We start from the raw sequence: 16,961 nt of genomic DNA on the forward strand, positions 1-16,961 counted from the left end.
TCAGGTCCTTTCGATCAGATGTTTCGTGATGCGGGTTTCCAGCCTGCGGCCAGCGCGCGAGATCAGCTCGACCAGGCCCCAGAAGAACAGCGCCAGCACAAGGTTCGCTTCCAGGTAGCGGAAGGTTTCCGTGGACATGCGCTGAACCTGGTACATCAGTTCCGGAACCGTGATGATCGACAGGATCACCGTTTCCTTGGTCAGGATGATCGAGAAATTGACCAGCGCCGGCAGGGCCGACACCAGCCCGAGCGGCAACAGGATGCGGCGGATGATCGAGGGCTCGGCCATTCCGATGGCCCGGGCGGCCTCGATCTGGCCATGCGGAACGGCGCGAAAGGCCGAGCGGAAGATTTCCGCGAAATACGGGCTGCCGTAAATTGTCAGGCCCAGCAGCCCGGCAGGCAGCGCGTCCAGCCGCAACCCGATGAGCGGGCCGCCGTAATACAGCACGAACAACTGCACCAGAAACGGCGTGCCGCGAATGATCTCGATATAGGTCTGAAGCAGCCAGCGAACGGGTTTGACGCCGTAGCGCTGCGCCAGCGCGATCAGCAGGCCAAGGACCATGCCCAGGATCGTGCCAAGCAGCCAGCAGAAAATCGTGATCGCGAAACCGCGCAGCAGCATGGGACCGTATTGCTGAAAAATGCTCCATTCCATCAGACGGCCGTCCTGTGTTCAAGATAACGGCCAAGCCCGGCAAGGCACAGATTGATCAGCAGATAGATGCAGGCGGCGGCCAGATAGACCTCCAGCGGGCGGAAGGTCGTGGCGGCATGCGCCTGGCTGGCGCGGGTGACCTCGAGAATACCGACGACCGACACCAGCGAGGACGCCTTGACCAGCAGGATCAGTTCGTTGACCAGCGCCGGCAGCGACAGGACAACCGCCTGCGGCAGGACGATCCGGGTCCAGACATTGCGCGGGTCCATGCCCATGGCGATTGCGGCCTCGGACTGGCCCCTGGGCAGGGCGCCGATCGCGCCTCGCCAGATTTCACTGATATAGGCACTGGCGCAGATGCCGACGGTGATGACGGCCGCGGCAATGGCGGGCACGTTGATGCCGATGACCGGCAGCAGGTAATACATCAGCAAGAGCTGGACCAGCAGCGGCACCCCGCGCAGAAAGCTGACCCATATCGCCGCGAAACGCTGCGCGACGGTCCAGCGCGACAGGCCGGCGGCGCAGATGAACGCACCGATCACCAGCCCCAATGCGATGCCAAGGCCCGAAACCAGCAATGTATAACGCGCCGCCCAGAACAGCGGGCCGAAGCTGCCGAAGAATGTCTCGATAGAGAACATCGCCTCTCCGTTTGATCGAAGGGCCGGGCGGGGTCAGAACTCCGCCCGGCAGGGCATCAGTTGGCGGATGCGCTCAGCGGCAGTTCGGTATAGCTGCCCAGCCATTTTTCCTGGATCGCCTTGATGCGGCCATCCTCGGTCATCTTGGCGATTGCGTCCTCGATGGCCTTGGCAAGGCTTTCGCTGGCCTCTTCCTTGCGCAGAACCCATGCGAAATAGGTGGGCTCGCCGAATTGCGCAGGCTCGAACAGGGCGAAGTTCTCGGGGCGGCTCTTTACCAGATAGGTCAGGTTCGGAAGCGATCCCGCGACCGCGTCCAGACGGCCAGCCCCCAGATCGGCATAGGCTTCATCGGTGGTGCCATATTCCTTGACGGTGACGCCGCCCAGCTCTTCGCCATAGGCCTGAAGCTGGCGGAACTGTGCCGTGCCTTGCTGCACGCCGACGGTCTTGCCGGCGATATCCTCGGGCTTTTGCAGATCGTCATTCCCCTTGGCCTTCACCAGCGAGACTGTCGCATCGGCAATCGGCGGGGTGAAGGTGTAACGCTCCAGCCGTTCGGGGGTAATCGTCACGGGGGCGATGACGATATCGAACTTGCCCACTTCCAGCCCCGGCAGTTCGGCAGTCCAGGGAATGTCCTGATAGACAGGCTCGACGCCGATTTCCCTGGCGACCTCGTCGAACAGGTCCTTGGTCATGCCCTCATATGTGCCGTTGTTGAGCATGTCGAAGGGCGCATAATGCATGTCGGTCGCAGTGACGATCTTGCCTTCGGCCTTGATGTCGGCCAGCTGGTCGGCCATCGCAGGCGCGGCCAGACCAAGCGCGGCGATTCCGAACAGGGCGCCTTTCAGGGTGGTCTTCAAGGTCATGTCAGTCTCCTTGTTGGGTCGTTTCGGTCTTTTGTCCGCCCGGAGCGCCACCGTCAATGAAACCGGCGCACCAGCTCGGCGTTACAGGATGCCGGGCAGATTCAGTTGATGCTCCTTCGCGCAATCCAGCGCAATCTCATAGCCCGCATCGGCATGGCGCATCACCCCGGTCGCGGGATCGTTCCACAGCACCCGCGCGATTCTCGCATCGGCATCCTTGCTGCCATCGCAACAGATCACCATGCCGGAATGCTGCGAAAAGCCCATGCCGACGCCGCCGCCATGATGCAGGCTGACCCAAGTCGCGCCCGAGGCCGTGTTCAGCAGCGCATTCAGAAGCGGCCAGTCAGACACCGCGTCGCTGCCATCTTTCATCGCCTCGGTCTCGCGGTTGGGCGAGGCGACCGAGCCCGAGTCCAGGTGGTCGCGGCCGATCACGATCGGGGCCTTCAATTCGCCATTGCGGACCATCTCGTTGAAGGCCAGCCCCAGCTTGTGACGCAGCCCCAGCCCGACCCAGCAGATCCGCGCGGGCAGGCCCTGGAAACTGATCCGCTCGCGGGCCATGTCCAGCCAGTTATGCAGATGCGGATCGTCGATGAGCTCCTTCACCTTGGCATCGGTGCGATAGATGTCCTCGGGATCGCCCGACAGCGCCGCCCAACGGAACGGACCGATGCCACGGCAGAAAAGCGGGCGGATATAGGCGGGCACGAAACCGGGAAAGGCGAATGCGTTCTCCAGCCCCTCTTCCTTGGCGACCTGGCGGATATTGTTGCCGTAATCCAGTGTCGGCACGCCCCCATTCCAGAAATCCACCATCGCGGCGACATGTTCGCGCATGCTGGCGCGGGCGGCTTTCTCGACGGCCTTGGGATCGCTCTCCTGCTTGGCCCGCCATTCCGCGACGCTCCAGCCCTTGGGCAGATAGCCATGCACCGGGTCATGCGCGCTGGTCTGGTCGGTGACGATGTCAGGACGGACACCACGGCGGACGAGTTCGGGGAACACATCGGCGGCATTGCCGATCAGCGCCACCGATTTCGCCTCGCCCGCCTTGGTCCATTCATCGATCATGGCAAGCGCCTCGTCGAGACTATGCGTCTTCGCATCGACATAGCCCGTCCGCAGCCGGAAATCGGCGCGGGTCTCGTCGCATTCCACGGCCAGACAGCAGGCCCCGGCCATTACCGCCGCCAGTGGCTGCGCGCCGCCCATCCCGCCCAATCCGGCGGTCAGGATCCAGCGCCCCTGCAAACTGCCGTCATAATGCTGCCGCCCGGCCTCGACAAAGGTCTCATAGGTGCCCTGCACGATGCCCTGGCTGCCGATATAGATCCAGGATCCGGCGGTCATCTGGCCATACATGGCCAGCCCCTTCTTATCGAGCTCGTTGAAATGGTCCCAATTCGCCCAATGCGGCACGAGGTTGGAATTGGCGATCAACACCCGGGGCGCGTCCTTGTGAGTCTGGAACACGCCGACCGGCTTGCCGGACTGGACCAGCAGGGTCTGATCCTCCTCCAGTGCCTTCAGGCTGTCCACGATCAGGTCGAAATCCTTCCATGTCCGCGCCGCCCGGCCGATGCCGCCATAGACGACCAGCTCATGCGGATTCTCGGCCACGTCCGGATGCAGGTTGTTCATCAGCATCCGCATCGGCGCCTCGGTCAACCAGCTTTTCGCGGTGATCTCGGTGCCGGTGGCGGGATAGATATCGCGGCTATTGTGACGGGGATTGTTCATGTCTTGCTCCCAAGCAGATCGGAAAACCTGTATTTCTTCTTCATGCAAATATCCCGGGGGTCTGGGGGCTGGCCCCCAGCCATCGCGGGACGCAACTATTCGGCCACCAGCATCGGTGCCAAGGCCGCCAACCGGCCCAGGATCCCGCGCAGGGGATCCCGCAATGCCTCGGCCTTTCCTTCGTCGTAATCGAAAGGCGGAGCCTCCGTTGCCAGATGCGTCGATTGCGCCAGTTCCATCTGGATCGCGTGGACACCGCGCGAGGGCTGGCCGTAATGCCGTGTCGTCCAGCCGCCCTTGAAGCGGCCATTCACCACCCAGCTGCGGCCCGTCGCCTCGACGACCTCGCGCGCAGCGGCCTCGATGCGCGGATCGCAACTCGCGCCCATATTCGTGCCGATGTTGAAATCCGGCAGCCTGCCCTCGAAGAGAAACGGGATCTCGCTGCGGATCGAGTGGCAGTCATACAGGATCGCGACGCCATGTTTCGCCTGCACCCGCTCGATCTCTGCGGCAAGGGCGGCGTGGTAGGGGGCGTGGAACCGTGCCTTGCGCCCGGCGATCTCATCGGGGCCGGGCGCCTCGGTCCAGATCGGCTCACCGTCGAAATCGGTCAGCGGCACAAGCCCGGTGGTGTTCTGCCCGGGATAGAGGCTGGCATCGTCAGGGCCACGATTGGCATCGATGACATAGCGGTGGAACCGCGCCCGCACCGTGGTCGCGCCGGGCAGAAGCCCGTCATAGAGCCGGTGGATATGCCAGTCGGTATCGGCCAGCACCTGCCCGCGCGGGTTCAGCCTTGCCAGGATCTCATCGGGCAGAAAACTTCCGGTATGCGGCAGCCCAAGGATGACCGGGCCATCGCCCCGGATGATCTCGACGGGATTCACGTCAGTTGGATTCACGGGCAGACCTCCTGCAGAAGATCGGCGGGCACCGCGCCGGTCAATGCGCCCGAGCGGACCAGCGCGGCCGCCTCGGCCAGATCGGGGGCAAGGTAGCGGTCCTGCTCCAACGCCGGGACGGTTTCGCGCAGCCGGGCGATCACCGCCCGCAACGGGCCTGAGGTCGCAAGGGGCGCGCGGAATTCCACCCCCGCCGCCGCGCAAAGCGCCTCGATCCCGATGATCTGCGACAGGTTGGCATTCATGCGCCGCAAGCGCCGCGCGCCATGGGCGGCCATGCTGACATGATCCTCCTGGTTGGCGCTTGTGGGCGTGGAATCGGTGCTGCACGGATTGGCCAGATGCTTGTTCTCGCTCATCAGCGCGGCGCTTGTGACCTCGGCGATCATCAGCCCGCTGTTCAGCCCCGGATCGGGGGTCAGGAAGGGCGGCAGGTCATGGCTCAGCGCAGGATCCACCATCAGCGCGATGCGCCGCTGCGCGATGGCGCCGATCTCGGCGATGGCCAGCGCGATCTGGTCGGCGGCGAAACCCACCGGCTCGGCATGGAAATTCCCGCCCGAGACGATCCGCCCGGCCTCGGCCAGCACCAGCGGGTTGTCGGTCGCCGCATTCGACTCGATCCGCAGCGTGTGGGCGGCCTGCCAGAGCAGGTCGAGACAGGCGCCGGTCACCTGCGGCTGGCAGCGGATGCAATAGGGGTCCTGCACGCGGGCATCGCCCTCGCGGTGGCTCTCGCGGATCTCGCTGCCCTCCATCAGCCCCCGGATGACCCGCGCCGACAGGATCTGGCCGCGATGGCCGCGCAGCTGGTGGATCTCGTCCAGGAAAGGCGCGGTCGAGCCCATGATCGCGTCGGTGGAGAGCGCCGAGGTGACCAGCGCGGCACGGGCCGAGGCGAAGGCATCGAACAGCCCGGCCAGCGCGAAGGCGGTCGAGACCTGCGTGCCGTTGATCAGCGCCAGCCCCTCCTTGGCGGCCAGCACCAGCGGGGTCAGCCCCGCCTCCGCCAAGGCCTCGGCGCCGCTCATCTCGTGCCCGTCATGGGTGGCGCGGCCCTCGCCCAGCATCACGGCGGCCATATGCGCCAGCGGCGCCAGATCGCCCGAGGCCCCGACCGAGCCCTGCGCCGGGATCACCGGCAGCACGTCGCGGGCCAGCATTCCCTCGATCAGCGCGATCACCTCGGGCCGCACCCCCGATGCGCCGCGCCCGAGCGACAGAAGCTTCAGCACCATGATCAGCCTTGTGGTCTCGGGCTCGACCGGCTCACCCACGCCGCAGCAATGCGACAGGATCAGGTTGCGTTGCAGCGTTGCGGTATCCTCGGCCCGGATCTTGATCGAGGCCAGCTTGCCAAAGCCGGTATTCACGCCATAGACCGGCTGATCGCCATTCGCAGCCGCCTCGATCTGCGCAGCCGAGGCCATGATACCCGCGCGGGCGCTGTCAGCCAGCCGCACGGCCAGCCCCTCGCGCCAGACGCGTTCAAGCTGGGCAAGTGTCGTCTCGCCGGGGATAAGGATCAGTTCAGGCAAATTCGCCTCCGTAGATGCGGGCATGAAGCGGGTTGAAGCCGATACGATAGCTCAGTTCGGCCGGATGGGTGATATTCCAGACCGCCAGGTCGGCGCGGCTGCCCACAGCGACCCTGCCGCGATCGGACAGGCCAAGCGCATGGGCGGCATGGGCGGTGACGCCCGCCAGGCATTCCGAGGGCGTCATCCGGAACAGCGTCGCGGCCATGTTCATGACCAGCAGCAGCGAGCTTAGCGGCGAAGAGCCGGGATTGCAGTCACTCGCCAGCGCTATCGGCACCCCGGCATCGCGCAAAGCCTGCACCGGCGGCAATTGCGTTTCGCGCAGCGTATAGAAGGCACCGGGCAGCAATACCGCCACCGTGCCCGACGCGGCCATGGCCTTGATCCCGTCCGCGCCCAGATATTCCAGGTGATCCGCCGACAGCGCGCCATGTTTCGCGGCCATCGCCGCCCCGCCCAGATCCGACAATTGCTCGGCATGCAGCTTGACCGGCAGGCCAAGGCGGGCAGCGTGATCAAAGACCTGCGCCATCTCGTCGCGCGTGAAGGCGATGCCCTCGCAGAACCCGTCCACCGCGTCGATCAGCCCTTCGGCGTGGGCGCGCTCCATCCCCGCGATGACCACATCGCGCAGATAGCCCGCCCGGTCGTCCCGATATTCCGGCGGCAGGGCATGGGCGGCCAGCCAAGTCGTGCGGATGGTCACGCGGCGCTCCTGCCCGATCCGGCGGGCCACGCGCAGCATCTTGATCTCGGTCTCGATATCCAAGCCATAGCCGGACTTGATCTCCAGCGTGGTCACGCCCTCGGCCAGCAGCGCATCGACGCGCGGCAGGGCCGAGGCCAGCAGACCGGCCTCATCCGCCTCACGGGTATGGGTGACGGTCGAGAGGATGCCGCCGCCGGCGCGGGCGATCTCTTCATAGCTGGCACCTTCCAGCCGCATCTCGAATTCGCGGGCGCGGTCGCCGCCAAAGACGATATGGCTGTGGCAATCGATCAACCCCGGCGTTACGATCCGCCCGCCAAGATCATGCGGCACGGCCCCCGCGAAATCGTCAGGCAGCGCATCCGCCGCCCCGATCCACGCGATTCGGTCGCCTCGCATGACCAGCGACAATGGTTCGCTCACCGCGTAATGCGCTGATTTCCCGTCAATCCGCGCAAGCCTGGCATTGCTGAGAAGCCGCATGGTTGCCCCGTTTTCGATATTGCATTATGTCTAAACTTAATTATTCTATATGTATAAACTTATCGGGCGTCAATCGCCGCCCGGTCGCCACCGGCGGAAAGGAAGACGAGATGACCGTGATATGGGCGGAACGGGCATTGCTGCCCGGCGGATGGGCGCAAAATACGCGGGTCGAACTGGCCTCCGACGGCCGCATCCTATCGGTCACGCCCGATGCCGCGCCGGAAGGGCAGCGGGTCGAATTGCTGCTGCCCGCCATGGCGAACCTGCATTCGCATGCCTTCCAGCGCGCCATGGCCGGGCTGTCCGAGGCACGCGGTCCCCATCCCCGCGACACGTTCTGGACATGGCGGCAGATCATGTTCCGCTTTCTCGATCACCTGACCCCCGGGGATGTCGAGGCCATTGCCGCGCTGGTGCAGATGGAGATGCTGGAGGCGGGCTATGCCACCAATGTCGAATTCCATTACCTGCATCACCGCCCCGGCGGCGCGGGCTATGACAATATCGCCGAGATGTCCGAGCGCATCGCCGCAGCCGCCAGCCGGACCGGGATCGGGCTGACGCTCTTGCCGGTGCATTACCAGTTCGGCGGCTGCGACGGGCGGCCGCTTGGCCCCGGACAGGCGCGTTTCGGCACCGATCCGGATGGCTTCACCCGCCTGCTGGACGCCGCCGAGGCCAGCCTGCGCGGCCTGCCCCCTGATGCCGGGATCGGGGTGGCGCCGCATTCCCAGCGCGCCGTCAGCCCGGAAGGCCTGGCGGCCTGCACCGCGCTGCGCCCGGGACGCCCGCTGCATATGCACCTGGCCGAGCAGATCCCCGAGATCGAGGAGGTGCAGGCAACCCACGGGCTGCGCCCGGTCGAGTGGCTGCTGGACAACCACGCCCCGGACGGCAACTGGACGCTGATCCACCTGACCCACATGACCGAGGACGAAACCCGCAGGCTGGCCGCGACCGGCGCGGTGGCGGGGCTGTGCCCGATCACCGAATCCAGCCTTGGCGACGGTATCTTCAACGGCACCACCTGGAGCAAGGCCGGGGGGCGGCTCGGCTTCGGTTCGGACAGCAATATCCGCATCTCGCTGATCGAGGAGCTGCGCACGCTGGAATACAGCCAGCGCCTGCGCGACACCGCCCGCGCCATCCTGGCGCAGCCCGAACGCTCGACCGGGCGGGTGCTCTACGAGGCCGGGCTGGAAGGTGGCGCGCATGCCGCCGGACGTGAAAGCGGCGCGATCCGGGCGGGGCTCTGGGCCGATCTCTGCGCGGTATCGCTGCAAAACCCGGTGATGGCGGCGCGCGATGGCGACCAGATGCTGGACAGCCTGGTCTTTGCCGGCGGCGACGGATTGATCCGCGATGTCTGGGCGGCGGGGCGTCACGTGGTCCGCGACGGACGGCATCTGGACCGCGACCGGATTATCGCCGAGTATCTGGCCCGGATCACCCAATTGCAGGAGCGGATGTGACCGACCACCAACCCGGCCCGACCTCGCCCAAGGCGCAGCTCATCGCGGGCGAGGTGCGCCGCCGCATCGTCGAGCGGGAATGGCAGCAGGGCGAGCGGATTCCCGACGAGGCCGACCTGGCCGTCACCTTCGGCGCCGCGCGGGCGACGGTCAACAAGGCGTTGCAACTTTTGGCCGATGAGGGGCTGCTTGACCGCAGGCGGCGGGCGGGCACGCGGGTGGCGGTCAACCCGGTGCGCAAGGCGGTCTTCACCATCCCCATCATCCGCGAGCAGGTGGAAAGCGCCGGGATGGAATACAGCCATCGCGTCATCGCGCAGCGCCGCAGCCCGGTTCCCGAGGCGATCGCAACCCGGATCGGCCTGCCCGCCGGGCGGATCCTGATCCATCTGCGCGCCGTGCATTACGGCAATGACCGGGCCTTCCAGTTCGAGGATCGCTGGATCAACCCGGATTCGGCGCCGGGGCTCGATACGGTCGATTTCCGCCATCAGAACGCCAATGAATGGCTGGTCCGCAACGCCCCTTATCTGCGCGCGGATATCGCCTTTTCGGCCGAGAATGCCGACAGGCGCGATGCGCGCCTGCTCCGGGTTCCGAAGGGGCAGGCATTGCTGATCCTGCATCGCAGCACCTGGAACGATGCGGGCCCGATCACCACCGTGCGCATCGCCTGCCATCCGGGATATGTCATGAGCACCGCCGGATAGGGGATCGCCCCCCTATTCCGAATCCCCGGTCTGCAACAGGTCGGTGATCCGGCGGACCGAGGTCCGGCGATTGGCGCGGACATCCCCCGCCTCTCCCGTCTTCAGGAAATCCTCGCCATAGCCCTGCACCACCAGGTTCTCGGGCGGCACATCGAAATGCTCGGTCAAGGCCAGCGCCACGGATTCCGCCCGCCGGTCCGACAGCGCGAGATTCATCGACGGATCGCCCACCGTGTCGGTATATCCCTCGACCAGGTATATCTCGCGCGGGTTCTCGCGGATCTGGTCCTCCATCACCCGTCCCAGGGCCCCGAGCTGCCGCGCCTGCCCGGGCGGGATCGCCGCCGAGCCGCTATCGAAGGTGATCGCCGGAATATCGACCGGCGCGACCAGCGAACGCACCTCGGGGATATTGCGGATCTGGCCGAGCGTGAAGCGCCGGTCGATATTCGCCTCGCGGTTCAGCGCGGCGCGCAGCGCCTCCTCGTCCATGGAATTGCCGATATCCGCGACCGGGGCGGGGGCCGGAAGGCTGGCGATATCGACGGGCCGGACATCCTCGGTGTCGTCGATCAGCCGGCTGGTGCGGCCATCGGGCGAAATCAGCGTGCGGCGCAGCACCTGCATGTTGGCGTCGCGAATGGTGACGACCTTGCTGCCATCGGCCCGCGTCACCACCGTCCGCGAGGATCCGTCGTCGAATTGCTCGGTCTCGACATTCGAGCCGGGCTGGCGCAGCAGCGCCACGTCGTCCCTGACGATCTCGCGGCTGCCATCCGGGCGCGTCATCACCACCCGGTCGGGCGAGCTGAGCGCGACCTGCCGGTTATTGCTCAGCATCGATCCGACCGCCAGCGCGCCAAGCCCCAGAAGCAGCGCCTTGGTCAGGTCGTTGTCGTCATCATCATCGTCGCGGGCCTCCTGGCGCTCGCGCCTTTCGTCGCGCCAGCGGGATTCCTCGCGGCGCCGCCGGTCCCGGTCCCCAGAGACCGCATCGCGCAGGCTGGTGGCGAAATCCTCGTCGGACGAGCGTGAATTCTCGTCGGTGATCACCTGCCGGATGATCTCGCCGGAACCCGAGCCGAACAGGCTGTTCAGAGCGGCGGCCTCGGGCGCACGCGAACCTCGGCAGCCTCGCGCGCGGCGGCGCTCCGCCGGGCACGGCGCCGTTCCTCGGCCTCGCGCCTCTCGGCCCGGCGTTTTTCGGCGGCTTTCCGTTCCTGCTGAAGCGCCTTTTCGGCTTCGCGCCGTTCGGCCCGGCGCTGCTCGACAGCTTTCTGCTCCTGTTCGCGGATCTTTTCGGCCTCGCGGGCTTGCACTTTCCTGCGTTTCTCGCGCTCTTTGCGCTCCGCTTCCGCGGCCTGCCGTTCCTCTTGGCGGGCCTTCCGGGCCTGCGCTTCCCTGCGCTGCTCGCGCTTGGCTTCCTGCCGCTTCTCGCGTTCCTTGCGTTCCGCTTCCGCGGCCTGCTTTTCCTCTTCGCGGGCCTTCCGGGTCTGTGCCTCCCTGCGCTTCTCGCGCTTGGCCTCCTGCCGCTTCTTGCGCTCTTCGCGCTTCGCTTCCGCGGCCTTCTTCTTCTCCTCGGCCTTGCGCTTGAGCTCTTCCTTGGCCTGCTCCTGCTTTCGCTCCATCTCCTGGGTGAACTTGTGGGAGAGGTCCCGCTCGTCATTGGCCTCCGCCCATGCCAGATGCGGCATCACCAGCGAAAGACAGGTTAGAATGGCGGTCGTGTTGCGAGCGATGCGTCTCATCTGGCCCCTCTTGCCACGGAATGGAATCTGCATGCGGCATTAACGAGCCGAACCGGAACGGGTTCCACCCGCCCGGCCGTTTTCACGCGTTCTTGACGATATTCCGCAACTAGGGGGTGATCTCGATCGGGGTGCCGTCCTCGACCATGGCATAGATCTCCTCGGCCTGTTCATCGGTCACCGCGATGCAGCCGACAGTCCAGTCGCGCCCGCGCTGCGACAGGACCCGGCCCTCGGGCCCCTGGCCATGGATGAAGATGTCGCTGCCGACCTGAAGGCCCTGTTCCGCCGCCCGCGCGATGTCCTGCTCGTTCGGATAGGAGATGCCGATGGACAGGTGATAGCGGCTGTCGGGATTGCGCCGGTCGATGTAATAGAGCCCCTCGGGCGTCTTGCCGTCGCCCTCGTATTCCTTCTGTCCGACCGGATAGGTGCCCAATCCGATGGGATAGACCTTCAGCGCCTTCTCGCCGCTGAACAGATACATCCGCCGCGCCCCCTTGTTCACCACGACGCGGGTGATCCTTGGACCGGAATAGGATTTGAACTTGCTGGGCCCGCAGGCCGCGATGCCGGACAGGAGCGCACCGGCAAGGAAATTTCTGCGTCTGAATATCATGAGATCAGCCTAATGTGGAAAATCCGGGCCGACAACGCACCAGCCCCGGGAAAAATTCCCTTCCCCCGCTCACATTACCGAGAGCCGGACGCGATGGGCAGGCCCCTACCCCGCCGCCGTCTGCGAATGATCGGGAATCCGGTCTCTCCGGCGCAGCTCTTCCTCGTTGCCGGTCATGTAATCCCGGGTCAGCGGCAGCGCGGATACCGATTTCGCGAACTGGATCTGGTGGATGACCAGCCCCTGGTAACGGAAGGCCGTCTCGGACGCGGCCAGGTAGAACTCCCACATGCGCGCGAAACGCTCGTCGTAAAGCTCCACCGCGCGCATGCGATTGGCCATGATGCGCTTGCGCCAATGCCGCAGCGTGTCGGCGTAATGCAGCCGCAGCACCTCGATATCGGTCACCGTCAGCCCGTGCCGCTCGATCTCTGGCATCACCTCGGAGAGCGAGGGCAGATAGCCGCCCGGGAAGATATATTTCCGGACCCAGCCATTGGTCACATAGGGCGCGGTGGTCCGGCCGATATAATGCAGCACCCCCACCCCGTCATCCGCCAGCAGGTCCCGGACCTTCGCGAAGAACTCGCCATAGCTGCGCTTGCCGACATGCTCGAACATGCCCACCGACACGATCCGGTCGAACCGCCCGGTCAGCGAACGGTAATCGCGCAGCTTGAAATCCACCTGCCCCTCGCGCTTTTCCGCCCGGGCACGCTCGGTCGAGATCGCCAGCTGCTCGTCGGACAGGGTCACGCCCAGCACACTCGCATCGAACATCCGCGCCAGGTACAGCGCCAGACCGCCCCAGCCCGAGCCGATATCCAGCACCCGCTGACCGTGCTTGAGGTTCATCTTGGCGGCCAGGTGGCGTTTCTTGGCAAGCTGCGCCTCCTCCAGTCCGTCGCCCGGTTTCTCGAAATAGCCGCAGGAATATTGCCGGTCGCTATCGAGGAACAGGTCGTAGAGTCGCCGGTCGAGATCGTAGTGATGGGCGACATTGCGGCGCGCGCGCGCCGGCGAATTGTAATCGCTGATCCGGATGAACAGCCGCACCAGCCGGCGGGTCAAGGTGGACAGCCCGGAGGGTTCGTCAACGGTCAGGTTCCGGAAGATCAGGTCCAGCAGGTCATACATCTCGCCGTCGAGCAGGACCAGCTCGCCATCCATATAGGCCTCGCCAAGCGCCAGGTCCGGATAAAGCACGATCCGCGTCAGCGCCTTCCAGCTCGTGATCCGGATGCGGACATGCCGTCCCGACCCGTCGCCGGCGACGCAGCGCGCGCCCGATGGCAGCTCCACGGCCAGCGCGCCGGTGCGGATGGTCTCCGACAGCAGCTTTTCGAATTTATCCCGTATGATCCGTCGAAACAGGGGGTCGCGTTTCTTCATGTCAAAGCGTTCACATTCGGAGCGAGCACCGGTTCACATGCAAAACTGCCAATGCTGTCAACCACATGACCCTTGTACCCTTGGCAACAGGAACCTGCTCGGAATTGCCGGGGGGGTAGGCGCCCGGATGAGCCACTCGACCGCGTCGAGTCCAGTTCACGAAAATTCTTGCTACAACAAAAATAGAATGTAAACGCCCCGGTTCAAGGAACGGCCAGGCTCCGCCAACGGTCTTGCAAATCGACATCACCCCGCCGGTCATGCCGCACCCGGGCCGCACCCGATACCGGACGGGCGCCACCAAGACGGGTTGCATAATCCCGCGCCCGGGTGAACTCTGGCGCAAAACCCGAGGAGGATCCAGATGACACGCCGCACCCTGATCGCCGCCGCCGCCATGGCACTCATGTCCTGCGCAGGGCTGACCCTGCCCGCCATGGCCCAGACCCAGCTCACCTACAAATCCGCCAAGACCGGCACCTCCTATTACCAGATGGGGGTGGAACTGGCCGAAGCCGTCAAGACCGCCTCGGAAGGCGCGCTGGTCATGACGGTCGAGGAAAGCCAGGGCTCGGTCCAGAACGTGATGGAGACCCGCGCGCGCGGCGGCGACTATATCTTCACCTCGCCACCCGCGCTGATCGCCTCGGCGCAGGAGGGCGCGGGCCCGTTCGAGGGCAAGGCCGATCCCAAATTCGCCGAGATCCGGGCGCTGTTCCCGATCCCCTCGCTGACCATGCATTTCGTCGTCACCGGCAGCGAGGGCCCGACCGACATGTCGGTGCTGGAGGGAACCCGCATCCTGCTGGGCAAGGGCACGTTCAGCGCCACGGAAGGGGAACGATATCTCGATCTGTTCGGGCTGAAGGACAATGTGACCATCGCCGATGCCGAATTGTCCAATGCCGGGGACGCGCTCAAGAACGGCCAGATCGACGCCTTCGTCTCGGCCAGCAGCTGGCCCGCACCCAATATCATCGAGGCGGCGGCCAGCACCGGCATCCGCATCCTGTCGCTGAGCGATGCCCAGATCGAGGAAACCGGCCAGGCCCGCGTCGAGATCCCTGCCGGAACCTATCCCGGGCAGGAAGGGCCGATCACGACCACCGGCCTGCCGGTCGTGGCATATACCACCACGGCGATGGATGAGCAAACCGCCTATGACCTGACGAAGGATTTCTGGCAAACCCGCGAGAAGCTGGCCGAAACCGCAGCATGGTGGGCGGGCGTGAGCCCCGAACAGGTGGCCAATATCGGTGAGCTGCATCCCGGTGCCGCGCGCTATTACGAAGAGGCCGGGATCGATACCGGGGAGTGAGCGGGACCTGCGTCCCGCGATGGCCGGGGGCGCTTCGCCCCCCGGACCCCCAGAGGATATTTGCATGAAGAAGAAAGAGCGGGAGTGCCGGTTGCTTGCGGTTTTTTGGACGAATGATCCCCGAGCCTTTGAACTGACCCGCAGCCCTTTTGCATGGTTCCGCCGATGAAAGCCGCTCCTGCCCCGATCCGGGCACCTTCTGTTGCCGATACGGCAAGCCTCCCTGCCCGGCCGCTGGCGCTGATCGCGGCGGGTTTGCTGGTGTTCTATCATCTCGGGCTGATCTTTTACGGGCTGACCCCGAACCTGGTCGCGCGCCCGCTCCATATGGCGCTGATCCTGCCATGGGTGTTCATCTTTACCGAGGGCCGCTCGCCGGGATCGCGGGTCAGCGGATGGGTGCTGGGCGCGCTTGGGATGGCGGCCTCTGTCTGGGTGGCCTGGAACGCCGATGCGCTGTCCGATCAATACGGCTTTGTCGAGAGCGGTTTCCAATATGCCATCGGCGCGGTGCTGCTGGTCTCGGTGCTGGAGGCGGCGCGGCGCGCCATCGGCTGGCCCCTGCCGATCGTGGCGGCGCTGTCGCTGGCCTATGCCTTCTGGGGTCACCTGATCCCCGGCGAATTCGGCCATGCCCCCCTGCCCCATGCCAGCCTGATGGGCACGTTGACCCTGGCCGAGGGCGGCATCTGGGGCACCCTGACGGGCGTATCGGTGGGTGTCGTCGCGATCTTCGTGATCTTCGGCGCGGTGCTGAACGCGGGCGAGGCCGGACAGGGTTTCATGAACCTGTCGGCTGCCGCCGCCGGCCGCCTGCGCGGAGGAGCGGCCAAGGTCAGCGTGCTGGCCTCGGCCCTGTTCGGATCGATCTCGGGCTCGGCCTCGGCCAATGTCGCCTCGACCGGTGCCGTCACCATGCCCGCGATGGTCAGGCTGGGATATCCGCGCCGCATCGCCGCCGCGGTCGAGGCCGTGGCCTCGTCAGGCGGGCAGATCATGCCGCCGCTGATGGGCGCCGGAGCCTTCGTCATGGTTGAGCTGACCGGCGTGCCCTATACCGGCATCGTGCTGGCCGCCGCCCTGCCCGCCTTTCTGTATTTCCTTGTCGTCTGGATCGGCATCGACGCCTATGCCCGCCGCTTCGACCTGCGCGGCATCGACGCCGCCGACCGCCCCGCGCGGCGCGCCGTCATCGTGACCTCGGCCTTTTTCCTGGTCCCGTTCACCGTGCTGATGGTGGCCATGTTCGGCATGGGCTACACGCCGCAATTCTCGGCCTGCCTGTCGATCATCGCAGCCGCCGCCCTGTTGCTGACCGGCGCAGATGGCCGGATCGACCTGCGCCGGGCCGGAACGCGGCTGAGCGATGCCCTGATCTCGGCTGCACGGCAGGTGGCGATGATCGCGGCCATCATCCTTTGCGCCTCGATCATCATCGGGGTGCTGGCCGTCACCGGTCTTGGGGTCAAGATCACCTCGCTGATCCTGTCGGTCTCGGGCGGGATGCTGTGGCCCTCGCTGCTGCTCACGGCGCTGGCCTGCCTGGTGCTGGGCATGGAGGTGCCGACCACCGCCGCCTATGTCATCTGCGTCTCGGTCGCGGGCCCTGCCCTGACGCAGCTTGGCCTGTCGCCGCTGCAAGCGCATCTGTTCGTCTTCTGGTTCGCGCTGTTGTCCACGATCACGCCGCCTGTCTGCGGGGCGGTCTTTATCGCGGCGGGCATGATCGGCGAGAACTGGATCAAGGTCGCGCTGACGGCGATGGCACTGGGCGTCGGGCTCTACCTGATCCCGCTGGCGATGATCGCGCAACCTGCCCTGATCGAACTGGCGGCCACTCCCGGCGCGGCGCTGCTGGCGGCGGCGCAGATCGGGATCGGTTGCGGGCTGGTCTCGCATGGGCTGATCGGCGAGCAGCGGGGGCTGAGGACGGCGCTGTTCCTGTTGGCGGGGCTGGCGGTGCTGTTTGTGCGGCCGGTATTAGGGAACTGAGAGGCAATCCCACCGTATTGGCGCGGTCGGCAGGGGCACGGAACCAACCCGGATCAAGGAACCGGTCAGCCCCTGCACCCCATCCTGGCGCGCACCCCTTTCCCACGCGATGACATCGCCATCCCACAGGAAAGCGTT

Annotated in this window: 15 protein-coding genes and 1 other annotated feature; of the genes, 4 read left to right on the top strand and 11 right to left on the bottom strand. The window is 65.8% G+C overall.

Annotated features, from left to right (window positions below; all coding sequences use genetic code 11):
• From A7A09_RS17695 to hutI, 7 genes are all read right to left on the bottom strand, one after another.
• Window positions 1-663, bottom strand: coding sequence for an amino acid ABC transporter permease (locus A7A09_RS17695; RefSeq protein ID WP_106692630.1), 663 nt, complete (start codon window positions 661-663; stop codon window positions 1-3).
• Window positions 663-1,310: an amino acid ABC transporter permease gene (locus A7A09_RS17700; protein ID WP_106692631.1), complete on the bottom strand. Its 648-nt coding sequence runs from the start codon at window positions 1,308-1,310 to the stop codon at window positions 663-665. The genes A7A09_RS17695 and A7A09_RS17700 overlap by 1 nt, the downstream gene beginning before the upstream one ends.
• 56 nt (window positions 1,311-1,366) lie before the next feature.
• Complete coding sequence (locus tag A7A09_RS17705) at window positions 1,367-2,185, bottom strand: transporter substrate-binding domain-containing protein (protein WP_106692696.1); 819 nt, start codon at window positions 2,183-2,185, stop codon at window positions 1,367-1,369.
• 81 nt (window positions 2,186-2,266) lie between these two features.
• The gene (gene hutU / locus A7A09_RS17710) at window positions 2,267-3,931 is read right to left on the bottom strand and encodes a urocanate hydratase (RefSeq protein ID WP_106692632.1); all 1,665 of its coding nucleotides are present in this window, start codon (window positions 3,929-3,931) and stop codon (window positions 2,267-2,269) included.
• A gap of 95 nt (window positions 3,932-4,026) precedes the next feature.
• Complete coding sequence (hutG, locus tag A7A09_RS17715; protein ID WP_106692633.1) at window positions 4,027-4,821, bottom strand: N-formylglutamate deformylase; 795 nt, start codon at window positions 4,819-4,821, stop codon at window positions 4,027-4,029.
• 11 nt (window positions 4,822-4,832) lie between these two features.
• Window positions 4,833-6,374 (bottom strand): histidine ammonia-lyase, encoded by a 1,542-nt coding sequence (hutH, locus tag A7A09_RS17720; protein WP_106692697.1) that lies wholly within the window; start codon window positions 6,372-6,374, stop codon window positions 4,833-4,835.
• Window positions 6,367-7,569 carry an imidazolonepropionase gene (gene hutI / locus A7A09_RS17725; protein ID WP_106692634.1) on the bottom strand — a complete coding sequence of 401 codons (1,203 nt, stop codon included), beginning with the start codon at window positions 7,567-7,569 and terminating at the stop codon, window positions 6,367-6,369. Before hutI ends, hutH begins: the two co-directional genes overlap by 8 nt.
• Before the next feature lie 110 nt (window positions 7,570-7,679).
• Between hutI and A7A09_RS17730 the strand changes: the two genes are divergently transcribed.
• Both A7A09_RS17730 and hutC read left to right on the top strand, forming a co-directional pair.
• Window positions 7,680-9,044 (top strand): formimidoylglutamate deiminase, encoded by a 1,365-nt coding sequence (locus A7A09_RS17730; protein ID WP_106692635.1) that lies wholly within the window; start codon window positions 7,680-7,682, stop codon window positions 9,042-9,044.
• On the top strand, window positions 9,041-9,754 hold the full coding sequence (gene hutC / locus A7A09_RS17735; RefSeq protein WP_106692636.1) for a histidine utilization transcriptional repressor HutC: 714 nt from the start codon (window positions 9,041-9,043) through the stop codon (window positions 9,752-9,754). Before A7A09_RS17730 ends, hutC begins: the two co-directional genes overlap by 4 nt.
• A gap of 12 nt (window positions 9,755-9,766) precedes the next feature.
• On the opposite strand, the gene A7A09_RS17740 is transcribed toward hutC, so the two are convergent.
• The 4 genes from A7A09_RS17740 to A7A09_RS17755 all read right to left on the bottom strand — a co-directional run bounded on the left by A7A09_RS17740 (window position 9,767) and on the right by A7A09_RS17755 (window position 13,513).
• Window positions 9,767-10,807, bottom strand: a complete 1,041-nt coding sequence (locus A7A09_RS17740; protein WP_106692637.1) for an OmpA family protein — start codon at window positions 10,805-10,807, stop codon at window positions 9,767-9,769.
• Between the two features lie 41 nt (window positions 10,808-10,848).
• Window positions 10,849-11,502: a hypothetical protein gene (locus A7A09_RS17745; RefSeq protein WP_148043711.1), complete on the bottom strand. Its 654-nt coding sequence runs from the start codon at window positions 11,500-11,502 to the stop codon at window positions 10,849-10,851.
• 109 nt (window positions 11,503-11,611) lie between these two features.
• Window positions 11,612-12,121 (bottom strand): L,D-transpeptidase family protein, encoded by a 510-nt coding sequence (locus A7A09_RS17750; protein WP_106692639.1) that lies wholly within the window; start codon window positions 12,119-12,121, stop codon window positions 11,612-11,614.
• A gap of 105 nt (window positions 12,122-12,226) precedes the next feature.
• Window positions 12,227-13,513 carry an SAM-dependent methyltransferase gene (locus A7A09_RS17755; protein WP_106692640.1) on the bottom strand — a complete coding sequence of 429 codons (1,287 nt, stop codon included), beginning with the start codon at window positions 13,511-13,513 and terminating at the stop codon, window positions 12,227-12,229.
• A 102-nt stretch (window positions 13,514-13,615) separates the two neighbouring features.
• Window positions 13,616-13,669, bottom strand: a sequence feature (sul1 is cis-regulatory element that is thought to sense ions involved in sulfur or methionine metabolism; They are found in Alphaproteobacteria).
• Window positions 13,670-13,877: 208 nt separating this feature from the next.
• Here A7A09_RS17755 and A7A09_RS17760 point away from each other — a divergent pair.
• Window positions 13,878-14,831 (top strand): TAXI family TRAP transporter solute-binding subunit, encoded by a 954-nt coding sequence (locus A7A09_RS17760; RefSeq protein WP_106692641.1) that lies wholly within the window; start codon window positions 13,878-13,880, stop codon window positions 14,829-14,831.
• 165 nt (window positions 14,832-14,996) lie between these two features.
• The gene (locus A7A09_RS17765) at window positions 14,997-16,823 is read left to right on the top strand and encodes a TRAP transporter permease (RefSeq protein ID WP_106692698.1); all 1,827 of its coding nucleotides are present in this window, start codon (window positions 14,997-14,999) and stop codon (window positions 16,821-16,823) included.
• Window positions 16,824-16,961: the final 138 nt, after the last annotated feature.

The sequence above is a fragment of the Paracoccus methylarcula genome (assembly GCF_003007735.2).
GTDB classification, from domain to species: Bacteria; Pseudomonadota; Alphaproteobacteria; order Rhodobacterales; family Rhodobacteraceae; genus Paracoccus; species Paracoccus methylarcula.